General features: G+C 62.7%; 14 protein-coding genes. 1 reads left to right on the top strand and 13 read right to left on the bottom strand.

The window, feature by feature from the left end:
• Window positions 1-109 precede the first annotated feature (109 nt).
• From UF78_RS12090 to UF78_RS12030, 13 genes are all read right to left on the bottom strand, one after another.
• Window positions 110-805, bottom strand: a complete 696-nt coding sequence (locus UF78_RS12090; protein WP_045162465.1) for a hypothetical protein — start codon at window positions 803-805, stop codon at window positions 110-112.
• A 2-nt stretch (window positions 806-807) separates the two neighbouring features.
• Entirely contained in the window at window positions 808-1,926 is a 1,119-nt protein-coding gene (locus UF78_RS12085) for a methyl-accepting chemotaxis protein (protein ID WP_052679323.1), read from the bottom strand.
• A 38-nt stretch (window positions 1,927-1,964) separates the two neighbouring features.
• On the bottom strand, window positions 1,965-2,759 hold the full coding sequence (locus tag UF78_RS12080; protein ID WP_045162464.1) for an ABC transporter ATP-binding protein: 795 nt from the start codon (window positions 2,757-2,759) through the stop codon (window positions 1,965-1,967).
• Window positions 2,760-2,768: 9 nt separating this feature from the next.
• Window positions 2,769-3,758, bottom strand: a complete 990-nt coding sequence (locus UF78_RS12075) for an ABC transporter permease (protein WP_155397638.1) — start codon at window positions 3,756-3,758, stop codon at window positions 2,769-2,771.
• 51 nt (window positions 3,759-3,809) lie between these two features.
• A complete protein-coding gene (locus UF78_RS12070; RefSeq protein WP_045162462.1) occupies window positions 3,810-5,183 on the bottom strand; it encodes a CmpA/NrtA family ABC transporter substrate-binding protein in 1,374 nt (457 codons plus the stop codon).
• A 428-nt stretch (window positions 5,184-5,611) separates the two neighbouring features.
• Entirely contained in the window at window positions 5,612-6,199 is a 588-nt protein-coding gene (locus UF78_RS12065; protein ID WP_045162461.1) for an ANTAR domain-containing response regulator, read from the bottom strand.
• An 11-nt stretch (window positions 6,200-6,210) separates the two neighbouring features.
• Window positions 6,211-7,434 carry a CmpA/NrtA family ABC transporter substrate-binding protein gene (locus UF78_RS12060; protein WP_045162568.1) on the bottom strand — a complete coding sequence of 408 codons (1,224 nt, stop codon included), beginning with the start codon at window positions 7,432-7,434 and terminating at the stop codon, window positions 6,211-6,213.
• 215 nt (window positions 7,435-7,649) lie between these two features.
• On the bottom strand, window positions 7,650-9,272 hold the full coding sequence (locus UF78_RS12055; protein ID WP_045162460.1) for a BatD family protein: 1,623 nt from the start codon (window positions 9,270-9,272) through the stop codon (window positions 7,650-7,652).
• Window positions 9,269-10,993, bottom strand: a complete 1,725-nt coding sequence (locus UF78_RS12050) for a VWA domain-containing protein (RefSeq protein ID WP_045162459.1) — start codon at window positions 10,991-10,993, stop codon at window positions 9,269-9,271. The genes UF78_RS12055 and UF78_RS12050 overlap by 4 nt, the downstream gene beginning before the upstream one ends.
• The gene (locus tag UF78_RS12045; protein ID WP_045162458.1) at window positions 10,990-12,003 is read right to left on the bottom strand and encodes a vWA domain-containing protein; all 1,014 of its coding nucleotides are present in this window, start codon (window positions 12,001-12,003) and stop codon (window positions 10,990-10,992) included. The genes UF78_RS12050 and UF78_RS12045 overlap by 4 nt, the downstream gene beginning before the upstream one ends.
• Window positions 11,996-12,487 (bottom strand): DUF4381 domain-containing protein, encoded by a 492-nt coding sequence (locus tag UF78_RS12040; protein WP_045162457.1) that lies wholly within the window; start codon window positions 12,485-12,487, stop codon window positions 11,996-11,998. Before UF78_RS12040 ends, UF78_RS12045 begins: the two co-directional genes overlap by 8 nt.
• Window positions 12,484-13,452 (bottom strand): DUF58 domain-containing protein, encoded by a 969-nt coding sequence (locus tag UF78_RS12035; RefSeq protein ID WP_045162456.1) that lies wholly within the window; start codon window positions 13,450-13,452, stop codon window positions 12,484-12,486. The genes UF78_RS12040 and UF78_RS12035 overlap by 4 nt, the downstream gene beginning before the upstream one ends.
• The gene (locus UF78_RS12030; RefSeq protein ID WP_025242170.1) at window positions 13,452-14,411 is read right to left on the bottom strand and encodes an AAA family ATPase; all 960 of its coding nucleotides are present in this window, start codon (window positions 14,409-14,411) and stop codon (window positions 13,452-13,454) included. The genes UF78_RS12035 and UF78_RS12030 overlap by 1 nt, the downstream gene beginning before the upstream one ends.
• A 321-nt stretch (window positions 14,412-14,732) precedes the next feature.
• Here UF78_RS12030 and UF78_RS12025 point away from each other — a divergent pair, with 321 nt between their 5' ends.
• Window positions 14,733-19,583, top strand: a complete 4,851-nt coding sequence (locus UF78_RS12025) for an NAD-glutamate dehydrogenase (RefSeq protein WP_045162455.1) — start codon at window positions 14,733-14,735, stop codon at window positions 19,581-19,583.
• The last annotated feature ends 116 nt before the right edge of the window (window positions 19,584-19,699 follow it).

The following is a 19,699-nucleotide window of genomic DNA, read 5'->3' as shown; positions in this document are numbered from 1 at the left end:
GTGCCAACAGCCGAAGCTGTCGGTTTCAGCCGTCTGCGGGACCTTCAGTGGAATGTTGCCCGGGTGCAAGCGCGCGCCGTTGGTGCGCCGTGCTTCGAAGTGGGGCGCGTCAGGCGATGCTATGACGAATGCCTTGCAGGCGTTCATCGATGATCGGGGTGATCAACGCGTAACATTCGGCTGGCGCCAGGCTGACCCGCGGTGCGTCAATCAGGTTGCACTCCAGGTGCTCGATGAGGTTGCGCAGGCTGTCGCCGCTGATCGGGTCGGTGAGGCGCAGGCAGAGATAGCGCATCTGGATCTGCATATCCAACGGGCACTTTTCGAAGTTGGCTGCACGCACTGCCAGGCCGCGTAAGCGTCCGAGGTCTTCCAGTGCGCGACAGGCCTCGCACAGACCGGACACCTGAGGATTGCCTTGAAAGGCAAGGCGCAGTTCAAGCACATGAATGCTTTCGAGCAATTGCTCGATCAGGATGCAGTGCGGTTCGAACTCCGCCGGGTTCTGGCGGATCTGTTGCCACAGGCCGCGCATCGCGGGCCGGTTTTCCTCGCCTTTCCACTCCTGCCAGAGCCGGTCGATATGGCTCGCAACCTCCAACCGCTGCGCGGCTGCTGCGGCATCAGATTGGCCGCCCAGGCCACGGTGTTTCTGCACGAACTGAAGAATCTCCAGCGAATGCTGCAGCGCCTGGACATCGGTTGCGCTGAGGCGCTTGCGATGACGCTCGGCTGCAACGCGGCTGAGATGGTTGCCGAGCAGCACCAGGCAGGCGGCCAGTGTCAGGGCGATAGATACTTCCATGGTCAGGCTTCCGTACGGCTGAGACGAGTGAGGTAGAGGGTCAGGCTGTGCAGCTCTTGGGCCTGGGTACGCTGGCGCTCGACGCCGGCTTCGACGTGATCGAGCTGGTCGCGCAACAGGCGGTTGCCGTGTCGCTGCTCTTCGAGGGCCGTTTGCAGATGATCGAGTTCGGCCAGGCTCAGCTGGCTGCGCCGCGCCAACTGATCGAGTTCGGTGGCTAATGCACTGCTTTGCTCGCTGCTTTGCTCGAGTAATTGTTGGTGCTGGACGACCTCGGCCTCGACGCGACGAACCGCGTTGCCGGTCGTGGCCACCACGCGGGTGATGTCTTGGGCCGCGCAGTCGCTGGTCAGCGCCAGTTGGCGAACTTCGTCGGCCACCACGGCGAAACCGCGACCGTGCTCGCCGGCTCGCGCCGCTTCGATGGACGCATTCAGGGCGAGCAGCTGGGTCTGCTTCGCGACGTTCTGGATGCTCAGTGCGGCTTTGCCGACGGCGGCCGTGTCCTGCAACAGCTGGCCGACCGCATCCGAGGTGCGCTGCATGCTCTGGCGCACCTCGGTCATGCGGACGCTGACCGACATCGCGTTGTCGCGGCCGGCCTGGCTTTGCCGGTGGGTGTCGGCAAAGGCTTGCATGGCTTGCTGGCCCAGTGTGCGGACCTGCTCAAGGTTGCGGCTCAGCGCCTTGCTGGCCTCGGTCATCGCCAGCACTCGCTCGCCTTGGCCGATACTGCTGTGCTCGGCGATTCCGGCCATGCGCTCCAGGGCATCGCTGGCGAACTGCACTTCACTTCGTAAACGTTCGCTGCGCAGCGATTGAGCGCCAACGGTGGCGACCAGATCCTCACGGGGCTCGTTGAGCCCCTGCTGCTGGCCGAGCATTGCCAGCAAATGCTCACTGTGGCGCTGATGTGCGCGGCGTTTGCGCTGTTGGGTCAGTTGCAGACCTGCGGCGATGCAGGCGAGGGCCAGCGACAGCAGCTGCTGCTGCCACAGCCCCGCAATGCAGGCCATGGCCCAGGCGGCGAGCAGTAGCCAATCCATGTATGACTGCAGGGCGGCCTTTGTCGCGTGTGGCACGGCGTGCGCCGGGCGCGTGCTGTTCAAAGCTCTGTCCATGATCGTGATCCTTTCTCGATTACCTTCCTGGTGAGTTGTCAGGCCGCCGGCCGCTGCTGGCGCTGGTAAAGGAACTCCAGAACCTGCGCCCGGTAGGCGTGGTACTGAGCGTCGTGGGCCAGGCTCATGCGGTCGCGCGGATGCTTGAGGTCGACGCGCAGGGTCTCGCCGATGGTTGCGGAGGGCCCGTTGGTCATCATCACGATGCGGTCGGAGAGCAGCACCGCTTCGTCGACGTCGTGGGTGATCATGATCACCGTGTTGCCGAGGTCGGCGTGGATCTCCATCAGTGAGTCCTGCAGATGCGCGCGGGTCAGCGCATCGAGGGCGCCGAAGGGTTCGTCCATCAGCAGCACCTTGGGCTGCATGGCCAGCGCGCGGGCGATGCCGATGCGCTGTTTCATACCGCCGGAGATCTCGCTCGGGCGTTTATCGCGGGCGTGGGTCATGTGCACCAGCTCGAGGTTGTGCTCGATCCAGTCGCGCATCTCGCGCCGGCTTTTGCGACCCTTGAAGACTTCCCGCACCGCCAGCTCGACGTTCTCGTAGCAGGAGAGCCAGGGCAGCAGGCTGTGGTTCTGGAACACCACGGCGCGCTCCGGGCCGGGCTCGTTGACCTCACGGCCGTCGAGAATGACGCCGCCGGTGGTGGACTGATACAACCCGGCGACGATGTTCAGCACCGTCGACTTGCCGCAGCCGGAGTGGCCGATCAGCGAGACGAATTCGCCCTTGGCGATGCGCAGGTTGACGTTCTGCAGGGCGCGATAGAGGCCCTTGTCGGTGGGGAAGCTGATGCCGACGGCGGTGAGTTCGAGATGGGTATTGTTCATGGTGATTCCTCAGCGCAGGTCTGCGTTCTTGTCCCAGCTCACGCGGCGCTGGAGCATCAGCATGATGCGATCCAGGGCGAAGCCGATCAGGCCGATGACGATCACCGCGACCATGATTCGGCCGAGCGAATTGGAACTGCCGTTCTGGAACTCGTCCCAGATGAATTTCCCGAGACCGGGGTTCTGCGCCAGCATTTCCGCGGCAATCAGCACCATCCAGCCGGTCGCCAGCGACAGGCGCAGGCCGGTGAAGATCATCGGAATGGCGGCGGGCAGGACGATGCGGCGTACATGACTCAGCGGTGACAAGCGCAGCACCCGGCTGACGTTCTGCAGGTCCTTGTCGAGGTTGGCCACGCCGACCGTGGTGTTGATCACCGTCGGCCACAGGCAACACAGCGCGACTGTAAGCGCTGAGGTAACGAAGGATTTCGCCATCAGCGGGTCTTCGCTGATGTACACGGCGCTGACCACCATGGTCACCAGCGGCAGCCAGGCCAGCGGCGACACCGGTTTGAAGATCTGGATCAGCGGATTAACCGCGCTGTACACCGTCTTGCTCAAACCGCAGACGATGCCCAGCGGGACCGCGATCAGCGAGGCGATGACAAAGCCGGTCATCACCGTGTAGAGGCTGGTGATGATCTGTCCAAAAAAGGTCGGCTTGCCGGTGTATGGGCGGATCTTCACGTCGGCGTCGGGGTTCTTCGCCAGTTTCGCGGCGTTGCGTTCTTCCTGGCGCTGGTAGAAGGCTTCGGCTTTTTCCTGCGACTCGATATGGGCATCGACCAGCCCGTTGAACTGCTCGGCCACCTGGCTCGGGCCGGGAAATTGACCGAGACTGGTCTGGATGTTCGATGCCACCAACTGCCAGAACAGCAGGAAGGCGAAGATGCCTACCAGCGGCATGATCACCTGCGGCAGCCAGCGTTTGAGCCGGGCCTGACGACCTGCCTCAAGCGTTTCCTTAATGCTTTTTGCGACGGCGGGATTGCTCATTGACATGTCCTCTCCGGGTATCGGGAGCCGCAACGGCTCCCATGGGCGGAATCAGAGCGTGGTATCGCCTTTCAGGCCGATCGCGAACTGTTCGAGGTAAGCGTTGGGCGTGTGCCCGTCGTAGGTGATGCCGTCGATGGTGTCGGCCAGCGGCTCGCGGATACCGTCCTCGTCGGGCGGCGGTATGTCGCTCGCGTTGAGCAGGCCGTCGGCGATCAGCTCCGCCGCGGCCTCGCGATAGATTTGCGGGTGGTAGACGCGCTTGGCCATGTCCAGATACCAGCTGTCCGGCTTGGCCTCGGCGATCTGTCCCCAGCGGCGCATCTGCGTCAGGTACCAGATGGCGTCGGAGTAGTAGGGGTAGGTCGCGTGGTAGCGGAAGAACACGTTGAAGTCCGGCACGTCGCGCTTGTCGCCTTTTTCGAACTCGAAGGTGCCGGTCATGGAGTTGGCGATGACTTTGGCATCGGCGCCGACATATTCGGGGCGAGAGAGAATTTCCACCGCTTCCTGACGATTGGCGTTGTTGTCTTCATCGAGCCATTTGCCGGCGCGGATCAGCGCCTTGACCAGACGCTTGTGGGTTTCGGGGTTTGCTTCGGCCCAGGCCTTGGAGACGCCGAAGACCTTTTCCGACATGTTCTTGCGGATCGCGTAGTCGGCCACCACCGGCACGCCGATGCCCTTGAACACCGCTTGCTGATTCCAAGGCTCGCCGACGCTGTATCCATGGATAGTGCCGGCTTCCATGGTCGAGGGCATCTGCGGTGGCGGGGTTACCGAGAGCAACGCCTGGGCGTCGATCTGCCCGCTGATGTCGCCCTTGTTCGGTGCGTAGTAGCCAGGATGGATACCGCCGGCGGCGAGCCAGTAGCGCAGCTCGTAGTTGTGCGTCGAAACCGGGAACACCATGCCCAGGTTGAACGATTTCCCGCTGGCATTGAGCTGCTCGATCACCGGCTTGAGCGCGTCGGCCTTGATCGGATGCTGCGGTTTGCCGTCGACCATGGTCACGTTGGGCTTCATCTGCTCCCAGATCGCGTTGGACAAGGTGATGGCGTTGCCATTGAGGTCCATGGTGAAGGCCGTGATGATCTCCGCCTTGGTGCCGAAGCCGATGGTGGCGCCGATTGGCTGGCCGGAGAGCATGTGCGCGCCGTCCAGTTCGCCGTCGATGACGCGGTCCAGCAAGACCTTCCAGTTCGCCTGGGCCTCAAGCGTGACGTAGAGGCCTTCGTCCTCGAAAAAGCCCTTCTCGTAGGCGATCGCCAGGGGTGCCATGTCGGTGAGCTTGATAAAGCCGAGCTTGAGTTCTTCCTTTTCCGGTTCGGCCGCCCAGGCGGTCATCGGCACCAACTGCAGCAGGGCGGAGCAGCCCACGCTGGCCACAAGGGTCTTCAGCAGTGTACGGCGGGTCTTGCGCATGATTTATCCCTCAATCGCGAAACGAAAAAAGGCGTAACGGACGCCGCCTCTGCATGAGCAGAGCGAGCACCGTTGACGCCTTTGTCAATTCGTCCCGATCACCGCCGTTGGCGACCCGAAGACGTGGTAATGGGGAAGTAGCAAGCGGCTTGCCAGAGCGCTTGATTTTCCTTTTATTATTTTTATTTCTATAAAAATCAGTAGCTTGTATAAGATGCGGTACGCTCGATACGGTGTCGTCAGAGCGTTCAGCCGGCTGCGAGGTCGTGGCTGGCCCGATTGCCGTGCAGTGACGAGCCGATGAAGCGCCGTTTTGGTTCAGGGCGGAACGCGCGCCAAATCGCCCTGAGGACTTGTCTGCGACTCTGCAAAAAAAACAAAACCCGCCAAGTTGGCGGGGCTCGTTGTCGTGTCAGGAGCCGGTGCTGCTAGCCTGAATTGCTGCCCAGCAGATCGTTCATCGCGATGATCTGTTCGGCCACCTGGATAAGCTTCTGCTGGCGGCTCATGGCCTGGCGCCGCATGAGGGTGTAGGCCTCTTCCTCGTTGCAGCTGCGCATCTTCATCAGCATGCCCTTGGCCAGTTCAATGCGCTTGCGTTCGACCAGTTGCTGATCGCGTGCATGCAACTGTGCGCGGATCGCCTGGTCGCTCTCGAAGCGGGCCATGGCGACATCGAGGATGGGTTTCAGGCGCTGGGCCTGGATGCCTTCGACGATGTAGGCGCTGACGCCGGCGCGGATCGCCTGGCGCATGGCGTCTGGGTTGCTGTCGTCGGTGAACATGACGATGGGGCGGGGCTGGTCGCGGGTGACCATCACCACCTGCTCCATCACGTCGCGGCCGGGGGAATCGGTGTCGATCAGTACCACATCGGGGCGTATGGCCTCGACCCGCTCGGGAAGGTCGATGGTCAGGCCGGATTCCTCGATAACCTCGAAGCCGGCTTCTATAAGGGCGGTTCGCAGGCGGCCGACCTTGCGTGGGGTGTCGTCGATCAGGAGGACGCGAAGCATGGCTGTCTCCCTTAGCAGAGTACTGGAGGCACGGCGGAATCCGCCAAAGCATGCAGGGCGAAACTGCGGGCGTAGGCGGCCGGGTCGCTGCCATCCCAGCGGCTGCCGTCCATCAAAACGGCGCTGCGCATGAGGGTATCGGGCAGGGGGATATTCAGCGCTGTCGCCGCATCGCGATAGAGACTGGTCTGCTGCACGCTCTGCGCTACGGCAAGGTAGTCGGGGTCTTCGCGCAGCAGGCCCCAGCGCCGTAGCTGGGTCATGAACCACAGACCGTCGGAATGGTAGGGCATGTTCACTTCACCGTTACCGAAGAAGCGAAGTGGATGTTTGTCCAACCAGGCGTGGCCAAGGCCGTCCTCATATTGGCCGAGAAAACGCGGCTCGATGGCCGCTACCGGTGCATCGACGTACTCGCTGCCGGCGATCAGGTGCGCGGTGCTGCGCCGATTCTCCTGGCTCTCGTCGATGAAGCGGCTCGCCTCGAGGACGGCCATGACCAGCGCGCGGGCGGTGTTGGGATTCTCCTCGACAAAGGCACGGGTGCAGCCCAGAACCTTTTCCGGGTGGTCGGGCCAGATCGATTGGCTTGTCGCCAGCGTAAACCCCATGTCCTCCTGAATCGCTTGAGCGCCCCACGGCTCCCCGGCGCAGAAGCCGTCGATGCGTCGTGCACGCAGGTGCGCAACCATTTGCGAGGGCGGCACCACGAGGGTGCGCACATCTTTCAATGGGTGGATGCCATTGGCTGCCAGCCAATAATAGAGCCAGAGGGCATGGGTACCGGTGGGAAAGGTCTGGGCCAAGGTGAGTTTTGCACCGCTCTGGCGCACGCACGTACTGAGTGCCTCCGGATCGGTCACGCCCGCCGCCTTGAGCGTGCTCGACAGGCTAATGCTCTGGCCGTTCTGGGCCAGGCCCATGAGTACCGCCATGTCCACCGGTGCGCTACCGCCAATGCCCAGATGGACTGCATAGATCAGCCCGTACAGACCGTGGGCAGCATCCAGTTCACCCTCGATCAGCTTGTCACGCACGTTGGACCAGGACGCCTGGCGCTGCAGATTGAGCGTCAGGCCGTAAGGCTGCGCGAAGCCCTGGGTGGCAGCGACGATCAGTGAGGCGGCATCGGTCAGAGCCATGAAGCCTAGGTTGACGACGCGTTTTTCCGGTGCATCGCTGCCTGCGACCCAGGCCAGCGGATCAGGTCGCGAGGGTGTGTTGGGATGGGGCATGCTGGCAGGACCTTTGGCAATGCTGGGCGCGCGTATCGCGTATCGCGTATCGCCGTGGAGCAGCGATCGGCGCGCAGGGAAATCATATGCGAGACAAAGCAAGCCACATGCCAAAGGAGTGAGCATCGATGCAAGCCCACCGGTGCTTCCGGGTGCCTGCTTGTGCTTCAGCGACCGGCCCGATGTGCTCAGGCTGCCTGGCGCAGCGATGAGGGTTAGCGTGGATATAGCGGTGGCAAGGCGCCGGTTTCCTGCTCGCTGGTTTCGGGCTGCGCAGTCGGCAGGCTCTGGATGGCCTGCCACAGCGCTTCACCCTGCCAGCGCTGGCCGGTCTCGCTGTAGAGCGCACCATTCAGGCCATCGAGTGCGTCTGATAAAGGGACGAAGCGTGCGGCCATGTCGGCCAAGGTTTCAGGTTGCTGACGCGCCCAGGCGTCGAGCGCGTGACGAGTCGCCTGGGTATCGTTGGCCAGGCATGCGCGTTTGAGGTCGTCGAGCAGGCTGCGGGGCGTGGGGCCGCTCTGAACGGTGCGAATCACCGCCGGCTGACTGCGGGCTCGCAGCCATAGGCCGAAACCGAGCAGGGTGGTCAGGGCCAGCACGGCGCTGCTCAGCTGCCATGGCCACAGCCGGTGCGCCTGGGCTTGCGGTTGCGGTGTATCGGCGTTTTCTTGCGAGGGCTGCTGAAGCTCGGGGTTGTCTGCAATCTGCAGCGCTCGTTCGGGGAGTGCGCTGCGCTCCAGTCGGTCTTCGACCGTGTTCCACCAGACCAGCTCCACGGGCGGCAGAACAAGATCACCGGCTCGCGTCGCCACCAGCGCCTCACGCTGTTCGCGGCTGCCGTTGACGCCATCTTCGCTGACCGCATCGTTCAGGCTCGGTTGGTCGGGATAGCGGCGCAGTCCTGGAACCGTTGGCGATTCGACCGGGGGCAGCTGCGCACTGGACAGACCCTCTGCTTTCACCAGCAGGCTGCGTGTCAGCGCCTCGCCGAGTTGTGCATCCTGCGGCTGCGGGCTCCAGGCTTCGACCAGGGTCAGATTGGTCGCCGGGAGCCAGGGGGCATCGGCGGGGTATTCGGCCGGCTTGGGTTTGACCTGCAGTGGGATCTCCGGCGATTTCACTTGAGTGGATTTGCCGAAGCGAGAGCCATAGTAGTCGCCGTTGCCGGCGACCGTAGTTGCGCTGAACAGCTGAGCAGGAATACTCAGCGTGCCGCTTTTCTGCGGAAACAGCGCATAGCGGATTTCGATCACGCCATGACGAATGCCGTTGATGTCTTTTTCGTAGGTCCGCGGCTCGCCGAGCCGCTCGACCAACGCGTCGCTCATCTTCAAGGGCGAGAGCGTGCTGTCGTCATAGAGCGATACGGAATGGTAGATGCGTAGGGTCAGCACCACCTGCGCTTGTACATAGACACTGTCGTGATCGAGGCTGGAGTCGATGAATATCGGGGCGAGCGTGTCGCCACCCCCGGGGCTGGGTTCGGTGACGTTGAGGGTGATCGGCTCGCTGCGCCAGTCGCCCAGCTGCAGCGGTGGAATGATCACGTAGCCGGTTTGCCGGGGCTGCAAGGTGATCAGCCAACGGGTGATTGCGCGCGCCTCGCCGTTGGCCCCGGATAGCTGGTTGTCCTGACGGGTACCGAGCACCTTGAAGAGACCCTCGAGTGGCTGCAGGTCGGGTTTGCCGAATACGGTGGCGTCCGCGGTTTCGAGTGTCAGCTCGACCATTTCGTCCAGGCTCAATTGCGTGCGGTCGACCCGGGCGATCAACGCAGCGGCATTCGCCTGGAAACCGAGCAGGAGCAAAAACACCAGTGCCGTCAGCCGCTTCATCGATTCATTTCCTGGCGCTTGCGTTGTTCGTAAAGAAATTTGCGGCGCAGCAGCTCGCCGGGGTTGTCGGGAATCTTGCGCAGCCACTGGTTCATCGCTTGGTCCTGCTCGGGATCGAAAGGCGCTTCCCGGGGCTGAGCAAGCGCTTCGTCTGCTTCGTCCTGTTCGTCTGGTACAGGGGATTCGGTTGGCGCGCCGTCTGCTGCATCGTTGCCCTTGCTGGAATCGTCCTGGCCGGATGCGTCGGGCGCGTCAGGCTGAGCAGCAGTGGCGCTGTTGCTCGATGACTTCTGCTCGGTTTGGCGAGCCTCTGGCGGTTCATCCTGCGCGGGCTGATCATTCGAGGTCTGCTCTTGCTCCTGACGTTGACGCAGGGCGGCTTCAACGGTGGCCTTGTTGCGACGGGCCGGTTCCAGCTCCGGGTCGAGCTCCAATGCCTGATCATAGGCTTCTATGGCCGCTTCCAGTTCCTCATTGCGCGCCAGTGCATTACCACGGTTGTAATGGTCCGCTGCGGTATCGCCTTTGGCGAACTGCTTGGCGGCACCGGCAAAGTCACCCGCCTGGTAGCGGGCGTAGCCTTGCCATTGAGGGTCTTCGAAGCGCTCCGCTGCCTCGGCTGGACGTTGGGCTTCCAGCAGTCGCATGCCTTGCTGATCCGGCCGTAGCCATAGGTCCTGCATGCTCAGTGCGCTGGCGGGTTGCGGTATGACGATCAACAGCGGCAGGCAGAAAAGCCAACCGCGGCGCCCTCCACACGCGGCCAGCAACAGCAGCGGCAACAGCAGCCAGTAGCCTTGATCGAGCCAGGTATCGAGACGGGTCGAGTCATCCTGAGTCACTAGCGCGCCGCTGCGCTCCAGCAAACCGAGGCCTGCTAAGTCGCTGTCATCGATACGTGCCTGCTGATAGCGGCCTTCGATGCTGTTCGCGAAGCGGCGCATCGCGCCGTCATCCAACCGTGGGATCAGAATGGCGCCCGTTTCGTCCTTGAGGAAGCTGCCATCTTCGTTGGCGATGGGGGCGCCTTGCGCGGTACCGACGCCCAGAATAAGCAGTTGCTGATCGCTGTCCTCGAGCACGCTACGAATCGCGGTGCGCTCCTGTTCGTTCAGGCTGCTGCCGATCAACAGCAACCGACCGCGCCCATTCGCCCCTCGTGCAAGGAGTTCGATGCCATGCGCCACGGCCAGCTCCGCGCGGTGGCCGGGCTCCGGCATCAGGTCAGGCTGGAGGGCATCCAGTAGGTTCTGCGTCGTGGCGATATCGTTGGACAGCGGCACCAGGGTATGGGCGCTTCCGGCGAATGCAACTACCGCGGTTTGGGCATCGTCACGCGTGTGCAGCAGATCGAGAATCTTGCGCTTGGCCTGCTCCAGGCGATTGGGGCGGACATCGGCCGCGAGCATGGCCGGCGTGGTTTCCAGCAGTATCACCAGCGGATCGACACGTGACAGGTTGGGCTGTTCGGCATGCTGCCAACTCGGCCCCAGCAGCGCCACGCAGGCAAGCAGCCAGGCCGTACCGAGCAGCAGCCAGGGACGCCTGCTGTTGCGCAATTTGCCACGTGTCAGCAACGCAGCATGAAAGGCTTCGGGCAACAGGCGCTGCCAGCGGCCAATCTGCCGTTGACGATGCCAGAGTCGCCACAGCAGCCAGGCGAGTAGCGGCAGGATCAACAGCCAGAAGGGCCTGAGCACGTGGGGCAGCGCGTCGATCACAGCTGCTCCCCGCGCCAGATGAGGCGTTGCAATGCCGGCCTCCAGAGGCTGTTCGCCACCAGCAGCAGGCTGATCAACAATGCCGCTGACAGTGGCCAGACGTAGAGCGCATCGGCGACGCGTGCCTGGGCCGGCTGTTGTGCGGCCGGTTCGAGCTGATCGAGCGTGTCGCCAATGGCCTTCAGCTCGCTGCTCGAGCGTGCTCGGAAGTAATCGCCGCCAGTTCGCTCGGCAATTGCCCGCAGGGTTGGTTCGTCCAGCTCGGCACCCACGAAGCCGAAGCGCTGAAGTACGCCGCCAGCCTCCGCATCAGAGCCAATGCCGATGGTATGTATCCTGACGCCTTCTTCTGCAGCGAGGCGAGCGGCCAGCAGCGGGTCGAGCTCTCCGCCGTTGTTGGCACCGTCCGTGATCAACACCAGCACTCGGCTTTGCGCCGGACGCTCGCGCAGACGCTTGATCGCCAGGCCGATGGCATCGCCGATGGCGGTGTTGCCGCCGGCGATACCGATCGCGGCCTCGTCGAGCCAGGTGCGCACGGTCTGTCGGTCGAAGGTCAGCGGTGCCTGCAGGTAGGCTTTGCTGCCGAAGAGAATCAGTCCGACGCGGTCGCCACGCCGCTCGATGATGAAATTGCCGAGCAGATGCTTGACCAGTTCCAGCCGACTGACCTCGTCGCCCTCCCATTGCATGTCCGGGTAGTCCATCGAGCCGGAGACGTCTACAGCCAGCAGCAGATCACGACCACTGGTGGGCAGCGGCAGGGGTTCGCCGAGCCATTGCGGCCGGGCGGCGGCCAATAACAGCAGCAACCAGACCACCAGATAGGGAAGTTGTTGACGCCACGCGGGAAGCGCGACGCCGGCGCGACGGCCGGCCAGCGGTTCCAGTTCTCCGATGAAACTGACCTTCAGCGCGGCATCGCCGCTGTCGGCGGCCGGCAGCAGCCAGCGCAACACCCAGGGTAGCGGCAGCAGGAGAAAAATCCACGGCCACGCCAGCTCAAACATGCTTGCGAATCCAGATCTGCACGGCCTGCTCCAAACCCTGGATGGCCTTGTCGTCCAGTTGGCATTCGGCGCGGTAAACCCCTTCGACCAGCACCATCCAGCGCGTCAGGCCGGCTGCCGGGCAACGACTGTCGAGAAACGCCAGCCAGGCACGGCCGCTGAGCGTATGCGGGTGATCGTCCGGATAGCGGGTGCGACAGAGGCGTTTGAGCAGCCCGTTGAGCTGCTGCAGCCACTGATTGGCCGGCTGGCCCCCGTAGGGCTTGTTCAACTGAGCGAGCTCGTCCAATGCGATCTGCCGCTGGGGGTCGACGGTCACTTCGGCTTCGACTTTCGCTCGTTGTCGCCGTTGCCATGGGCGCAAACGCAGTAGCAGAAGTACGCTGAGCATCAGCGCGGCGACGAACCACCAGCCGGGCGCCGGAGGCCACCCACTGATCGGGGCGGGTGCGATCAGCGGCTCGAGCTGATCAAGGGAACTCATCGATGCGCTCCGGGATGTTGCACGCTGAGGTGCTCGCGTAGCTGGTCGACCAGATCACGCTGGGTATCCAGCGGCATCAGTGGCAGCCGCAGACGATCGGCCAGGCGCCGCCAGCGGGCGGTGCGGGCTTCGCCCTGGAGTCGGTAGGCCTGGCGGATGGCCGCATCGTGGCTGTCCAGTTCCAACCGCGCGCCGAACTGGGCAAAGCGCAACAGGCCGGCGGCAGGTAAGGCATGGTCGAGCGGATCGAATACCGGGACCAGTAACAGGTCGACGTGGCGGGCGAGCAGGCTCAGCTGCTGTTCAGCGGCATCGCTCAGGGCGCGCTCGTCACAGATGATCACCGCCAGGCTGCCGGGACGCAGCACTTCGCGAGCGCGTCTCAATGCCAGCCCGAAGGCATCCGCATCGCTGCTCTGGTCGGTACTCAACCCGGTGTTGGCGCGGGCCAGACGATCGAGTAGTTGAAGCAGACTCTGTTTGCTGCGTCGAGGTTTGATCTCATGGTGTTCGCCGTGGCCGAACACCAGCCCACCGACACGGTCGTTATGGCTCAGTGCGGCCCAGCCGACCAGACTCGCCGCCTGCGCGGCGAGCACGGATTTGAAGGCCAGGCCGCTACCGAAGAACAATCGCGAGCTCTGTTCCACAAGGATATAAATGGGCCGCTCGCGCTCCTCGTGGAACAGTTTGGTGTGCGGTTCCTGAGTGCGCGCCGTTACCCGCCAGTCGATGGTGCGGACATCATCGCCCGCCTGATAGATACGCACCTGATCGAAGTCCACCCCGCGTCCGCGGAGCTTCGAATGATGCAACCCGACCAGTGGACTGCGACGGTGCGGACTGGAGAACAACGGGACTTCGCGAACCCGATGACGAATATCGATCAGCTCGGCCAGGCTCACGTGAACTCCCTCGCCGGGCGAAGGCGGAGCGTGGCGGGCGACCGACGGCAAGGGGTGCATCAGGCCACCGCCACGACGTCGAGGATGCGCTGCAGCACCCGATCCTGGTCGATGCCGGCGGCTTCTGCTTCGAACGAGAGAATCAGGCGATGGCGCAGCACGTCGAATAGCATGGCCTGAATGTCTTCCGGGCTGACGAAGTCGCGGCCCGCGAGCCAAGCGTGGGCGCGGGCACAGCGATCCAGCGAAATCGAGCCACGGGGGCTGGCACCGTAGGCGATCCAGCCGGCCAGCTCGGCGTCGAACTTGGCGGGGGTGCGGGTCGCCATCACCAGTTGCACCAGGTATTCCTCCACCGCATCGGCCATGTACAGGCCGAGGATTTCCTTGCGCGCGGCGAAGATCGCCTGCTGCGAGACACGGTGGTCGGGCGGTGTCTCGCCGTGAATGGCCTCGCCACGGGCCTGCTGCAAAATACGTCGCTCCACTGAGGCATCGGGGAAGCCGAGCTTCACATGTAGCAGGAAGCGATCGAGCTGCGCTTCGGGCAGGGGGTAGGTGCCTTCCTGTTCGATGGGGTTCTGCGTGGCCATCACCAGAAACAGCGGCGACAGGTCGTAGGTGCTGCGGCCGACACTGACCTGGCGCTCGGCCATGGCTTCGAGCAGCGCCGACTGCACTTTCGCCGGGGCGCGGTTGATTTCGTCGGCCAGCACCAGGTTGTGAAAGATGGGGCCCTGCTGAAAAACGAAGCTGCCGGTTTCCGGACGGTAGATCTCCGTTCCGGTGATATCGGCTGGAAGCAGATCGGGGGTGAACTGGATGCGATGGAACTCGGCTTCGAGGCCGCCTGCCAGTTCTTTGATCGCGCGGGTTTTGGCCAGGCCCGGGGCGCCTTCGACGAGTAAATGGCCGTCGGCCAGCAATGCGATCAGCAGCCGCTCGATGAGCCGTTCCTGGCCAAGAATCTGAGTTGAAAGAAACTGTCGCAGCGCGACTATTGCTTCACGGTGGTCCATCGCGGGGCTCTTCTGCTGGGGCGTGTCTGGGCGGGCGCTCGACGGTCACGACTTTAATTCATTTGCCGAGCGACAGGCTATGCGCGGCTCGGCAACTTCGTCACACCAGGGTTGGCCGACCGCAACTCAGGGAGGGGGTATGCCTCTATCGTCACATTGACAAATTAAATGTGACGGCACAGCCGCTGGCGACGCCAGACAAGGGAGGCACGCGTGAATGCAATCCGTGTCTTCTGAACTAACGTTGAACTTACACGTTGCGTTGCCAGTCAGGTGCCGCGACTGCCTTAGTCGAATTCAAAGCCAGAATGGAGCGAAAAAATGGCGTTCTTTACAGCTGCCAGCAAAGCCGACTTTCAGCAACAACTGCAAGTGGCGTTGGCGCAGCATGTCGACGAGAAACTTCTGCCACAAGTGGGACTTTTCGCCGAGCAATTCTTCGGGATCGTTGCGCTGCCCGAGCTCACCGAGCGGCGCATGACCGATCTGGTCGGTTCGACGCTGGCCAGTTGGCGTCTGCTGGAGCGTTTCGATCCGGGCAGCCCGGAAGTTCACGTGTTCAACCCTGACTATGAGAAACATGGATGGCAATCGACCCATAGCGTGGTCGAGGTGCTGCATCCGGATATGCCGTTCCTGGTTGACTCGGTGCGGATGGAGCTGACCCGCCGCGGCTACGCGATCCACACCCTGCAGAACAGCGTGCTGCAGGTCCGCCGGGATGCCGATGGCAGCTTGGTTGAATTGTTGCCCAAAGGCAGTTCCGGCGAAGGCAGCGAAGCCGAGTCGCTGATATTCGTCGAGATCGATCGCTGCGCCAACGCCGCTGCCTTGCGCGAATTGGAGCAGTCGCTGCATGGCGTGCTCGCCGACGTCCGGATCACCGTGAATGATTTCCCGTCGATGAAGGCCAAGGCCGAGGAACACTACGCCCGGCTGAGCGCGTCACAGCAACAGGGCGGTGACGAGCAACTGGTCGAGATCATGGATTTCATGCGCTGGCTCGCTGACGATCACTTCACGTTCCTCGGCTATGAGGAGTTCGTCGTAGTAGACCAGGGCGAAGGCGGTCGCATCGTCTATGACGAGTCTTCGCTGCTGGGATTGTCACGCACTTTGCGTACAGGCCTGGAGGAACATGATCAGCTGATCATGCCGCCGGCTTTGGCCTATTTGCGTCAGCCGTTACTGCTGTCATTCGCCAAGGCGGCCACACCCAGCCGGGTTCACCGGCCAGCCTACCCGGATTTCGTCTCCATTCGGGAGTTCGACGAGCAAGGCCGTGTGGTCAAGGAGTGCCGCTTCCTTGGTCTCTTTACCTCTTCGGTCTACACCCAGAGTGTGCGCCGAATCCCCTATATCCGTAGCAAGGTCGCAGAGGTCGTCGAGCATTCCCATTTCGACGATTCAGCACACCTGGCCAAGGAACTGATTCAGGTCCTCGAAGTGCTGCCGCGCGACGAACTGTTCCAGATGACCATCGAGCAGCTCTTCGACACGGCGATCGCCATCGTGCAGATCCAGGAGCGCAACAAACTGCGTTTGTTCCTGCGCATCGATCCCTATGGCCGTTTCTGCTATTGCCTGGCGTACGTGCCGCGTGACAGCTATTCGACCGAAACGCGATTGCGCATCCAGCAGGTTCTGGTCGATCGGCTGGAAGCCAGCGATTGCGAATTCTCCACCTATTTCTCCGAATCGGTATTGATCCGCGTGCAGTTCCTGCTACGCCTGGATCCGAACAAGCAGGTCCAGTTCGATCCGGTGCAGTTGGAGCGGGAAGTAGTGCAAGCCTGCCGCACCTGGCAGGACGATTACTCCAGCGTGGTAGTCGAGCGTTTCGGCGAAGCGCAGGGAACCGGCATCCTCGCCGATTTCCCCAAGGGTTTCCCGGCCGGCTACCGTGAGCGCTTCGCTCCGCATTCGGCTGCCGTCGACATGCAGCACGTGCTCAGCCTGAACGAAGAGCGGCCGCTGGTGATGAGCTTTTACCAGCCGATCACGGCGGTGGAAAACCGCCTGCACTGCAAGCTCTATCACCTGAACACGCCGCTGCCTTTGTCGGACATGCTGCCCATTCTGGAGAACCTCGGCCTGCGGGTGCTGGGTGAGTTTCCATTCCATCTGCGGCGCAAGGACGGGCGCGAATACTGGATTCACGATTTCGCCTTCACCTATGCCGAAGGTCTGGAAATCGACCTGATGGAAATCAATGAACCGCTGCAGGATGCGTTCATTCATATCCATAACGGCCAGGCGGAAAACGATGCGTTCAACCGGCTGGTGCTCACTGCGGGCCTTACCTGGCGCGAAGTGGCTTTGTTGCGGGCCTATGGGCGCTATCTCAAGCAGATTCGCATGGGCTTCGATCTGGGCTATATCGCCAGCGCGCTCGTCAATCACACCGATATCGCCCGTGAACTGGTGCGCTTGTTCAAGACGCGCTTCTACCTTGCCCGCAAGCTCGGCGAAGAGGATCTGGCGGACAAGCAGGCACGGCTCGAGCAGGCAATCATCACCGCTCTGGATGACGTCGCTGTGCTCAACGAGGACCGCATCCTGCGCCGCTATCTGGCGCTGATCAAAGCGACCCTGCGGACCAACTTCTACCAGACTGATGCCAGCGGCAAACCGAAAAGCTACTTCAGCTTCAAGCTCGATCCGCGCTCAATCCCGGAGATGCCGCGGCCTGCGCCGAAATTCGAAATCTTCGTGTACTCGCCGCGTGTTGAAGGCGTGCATCTGCGTGGCGGCAAGGTGGCGCGCGGCGGGCTGCGCTGGTCGGATCGCGAAGAAGATTACCGCACCGAAGTGCTGGGGCTGGTCAAGGCGCAGCAGGTGAAGAACGCCATCATTGTGCCGGGCGGGGCCAAAGGTGGTTTCGTACCGCGCCGGCTGCCGACAAGCGGCTCGCGCGATGAAGTGCTGGCCGAAGGCATCGCCTGCTACCGCATCTTTATCAGCGGGTTGCTGGATATCACCGACAACCTCAAGGACGGCAATGTCGTGCCGCCGGCCAATGTGCTGCGTTACGACGAAGACGACCCTTATCTCGTGGTGGCAGCCGACAAGGGCACCGCGACCTTTTCCGATATCGCCAACGGCATTGCCGCAGAGTACGACTTCTGGCTGGGCGATGCCTTTGCCTCTGGCGGCTCGGCAGGTTACGACCACAAGAAGATGGGTATCACCGCCAAGGGCGCCTGGGTCTCGGTCCAGCGACATTTCCGTGAGCGCGGGATCGACGTTCAACGTGACCCGGTCAGCGTGATCGGTATCGGCGACATGGCCGGCGACGTATTCGGCAACGGTCTGTTGATGTCCGAGACGCTTCAACTGGTCGCCGCGTTCAACCACCTGCACATCTTCATCGATCCTGATCCGGATGCAGCGCGCAGTTTCATCGAGCGCAAGCGTCTATTCGATCTGCCGCGTTCCTCCTGGACAGATTACGATGCTTCGCTGATCTCGGTGGGCGGCGGCGTTTTCCCGCGTTCGGCCAAGCGCATTGCGATCACGCCGCAGATGAAGGCACGGTTCGAGATCGAAGCTGACCAGCTGACCCCGGCCGAGTTGATCCACGCGTTGCTCAAGGCGCCGGTGGATCTGCTCTGGAACGGCGGCATCGGCACCTACGTCAAGAGCAGCTTGGAGAGCCATGCGGATGTCGGCGACAAGGCCAACGACGTGTTGCGCGTCAACGGCAACGAGCTGCGTGCGAAAGTGATCGGCGAGGGCGGAAACCTTGGGATCACCCAGCTGGGTCGCGTCGAATACTGCCTGCACGGCGGCGCGGCGAATACCGACTTCATCGACAACGCCGGTGGGGTCAACTGTTCGGACCATGAAGTCAACATCAAGATCCTGCTCAACGAGATCGTCAGCGCCGGCGATATGACTGGAAAGCAGCGCAATCAGCTGCTGTTCGAGATGACCGACGCGGTAGCCGAGCTGGTGCTGCATGACAACTACAAGCAAACCCAGGCGCTCTCACAGGCGGAACACCGCGCTCGCGAGGGCGGGGGGGAATACAAACGGCTGATCAGCGCCCTCGAAGCCGACGGGCTGCTGGACCGTGCGCTTGAGTTCCTGCCCAACGATGACGCGCTCGCCGAGCGCGCAAACCAAGGCAAGGGCCTGACGCGCGCGGAGCTGTCGGTGCTCATCTCGTATAGCAAGATCGATCTGAAGGACGCGCTGCTGCAATCTCGCGTACCGGATGACGCCTATCTGGCGCGAGAAATGGAAAGTGCGTTCCCGCAGCTGCTGGCTGAGCAGTATCGCCCGGCGATGCTACAGCACCGCCTCAAGCGCGAAATCGTCAGCACTCAGATCGCCAACGACCTGATCAACAACATGGGCATCACTTTCGTTCAACGGCTCCGAGAAGCGACCGGCGTGAGCGCTGCGAACGTTGCCGGCGCTTATGTGATCGTTCGTGACGTTTTCCATCTGCCGCACTGGTTCCGTCAGATCGAGGCGCTGGATTACAAGGTCCCGGCCGAACTCCAGCTCAACCTCATGGAGGAACTCATGCGGCTGGGCCGCCGCGCGACCCGCTGGTTCCTGCGCAACCGTCGCAACGAGTTGGATGCGGCGCGTGACGTCGGGCATTTCGGCCCACGTGTGGCGGCGCTCGGGCTGAAGCTCGATTCATTGTTGCAAGGTGGAACGCGTGAGCTCTGGCAGGCCCGTTACGAGCGGTATACGGAAGCAGGCGTCCCCGAACTGTTGGCGCGAATGGTGGCCGGTACCAACCATCTGTACACGCTGCTGCCCATTCTGGAAGCCGCTGATGAAACCGGTCAGCCCCCGGCTGACGTGGCGGCGGCTTATTTTGCCGTTGGCGGCGCGCTGGAGCTGCCTTGGTATCTGCAGCAGATCACCGGGTTGCCGGTCGAAAACAACTGGCAGGCGCTGGCACGGGAAGGTTTCCGCGATGATCTCGACAGCCAGCAGCGCGCCATCACCGTGTCGGTGCTGCAGATGAGCGACGCGCCTGACGATCTGGATGCCCGGGTTCAGCTCTGGCTGGAACAGCGGGAATATCAGGTCGAGCGTTGGCGGCGGATGTTGGTCGAGCTGCGCGGTGCAAGCAGCGTCGACTATGCCATGTACGCCGTCGCTGGGCGTGAGCTGCAGGATCTGGCGCTGGACAGCGCACGACGTTAATGACCAATCAGCCGCCTGATGTTTAGGGCGGTGATCGGTTGACAAGTAAAACGCCGGTGCATTGCACCGGCGTTTTGCGTTCAGCTGTGGGTGTCAGAGGCGCGCAACGCGCCAGT

Source organism: Stutzerimonas stutzeri (assembly GCF_000952685.1).
Classification (GTDB): Bacteria; Pseudomonadota; Gammaproteobacteria; order Pseudomonadales; family Pseudomonadaceae; genus Stutzerimonas; species Stutzerimonas stutzeri_E.
The sequence above is the reverse complement of the archived record's forward strand: the minus strand, read 5'-3'. Positions and strand labels throughout refer to the sequence as shown.

Coding starts and splice junctions, on each gene's coding strand:
- UF78_RS12090 (WP_045162465.1), bottom strand. CDS start 805: ATGGAAGTATCTATCGCCCTGACACTGGCCGCCTGCCTGGTGCTGCTC.
- UF78_RS12085 (WP_052679323.1), bottom strand. CDS start 1,926: ATGGACAGAGCTTTGAACAGCACGCGCCCGGCGCACGCCGTGCCACAC.
- UF78_RS12080 (WP_045162464.1), bottom strand. CDS start 2,759: ATGAACAATACCCATCTCGAACTCACCGCCGTCGGCATCAGCTTCCCC.
- UF78_RS12075 (WP_155397638.1), bottom strand. CDS start 3,758: ATGAGCAATCCCGCCGTCGCAAAAAGCATTAAGGAAACGCTTGAGGCA.
- UF78_RS12070 (WP_045162462.1), bottom strand. CDS start 5,183: ATGCGCAAGACCCGCCGTACACTGCTGAAGACCCTTGTGGCCAGCGTG.
- UF78_RS12065 (WP_045162461.1), bottom strand. CDS start 6,199: ATGCTTCGCGTCCTCCTGATCGACGACACCCCACGCAAGGTCGGCCGC.
- UF78_RS12060 (WP_045162568.1), bottom strand. CDS start 7,434: ATGCCCCATCCCAACACACCCTCGCGACCTGATCCGCTGGCCTGGGTC.
- UF78_RS12055 (WP_045162460.1), bottom strand. CDS start 9,272: ATGAAGCGGCTGACGGCACTGGTGTTTTTGCTCCTGCTCGGTTTCCAG.
- UF78_RS12045 (WP_045162458.1), bottom strand. CDS start 12,003: ATGTTTGAGCTGGCGTGGCCGTGGATTTTTCTCCTGCTGCCGCTACCC.
- UF78_RS12040 (WP_045162457.1), bottom strand. CDS start 12,487: ATGAGTTCCCTTGATCAGCTCGAGCCGCTGATCGCACCCGCCCCGATC.
- UF78_RS12035 (WP_045162456.1), bottom strand. CDS start 13,452: ATGCACCCCTTGCCGTCGGTCGCCCGCCACGCTCCGCCTTCGCCCGGC.
- UF78_RS12030 (WP_025242170.1), bottom strand. CDS start 14,411: ATGGACCACCGTGAAGCAATAGTCGCGCTGCGACAGTTTCTTTCAACT.
- UF78_RS12025 (WP_045162455.1), top strand. CDS start 14,733: ATGGCGTTCTTTACAGCTGCCAGCAAAGCCGACTTTCAGCAACAACTG.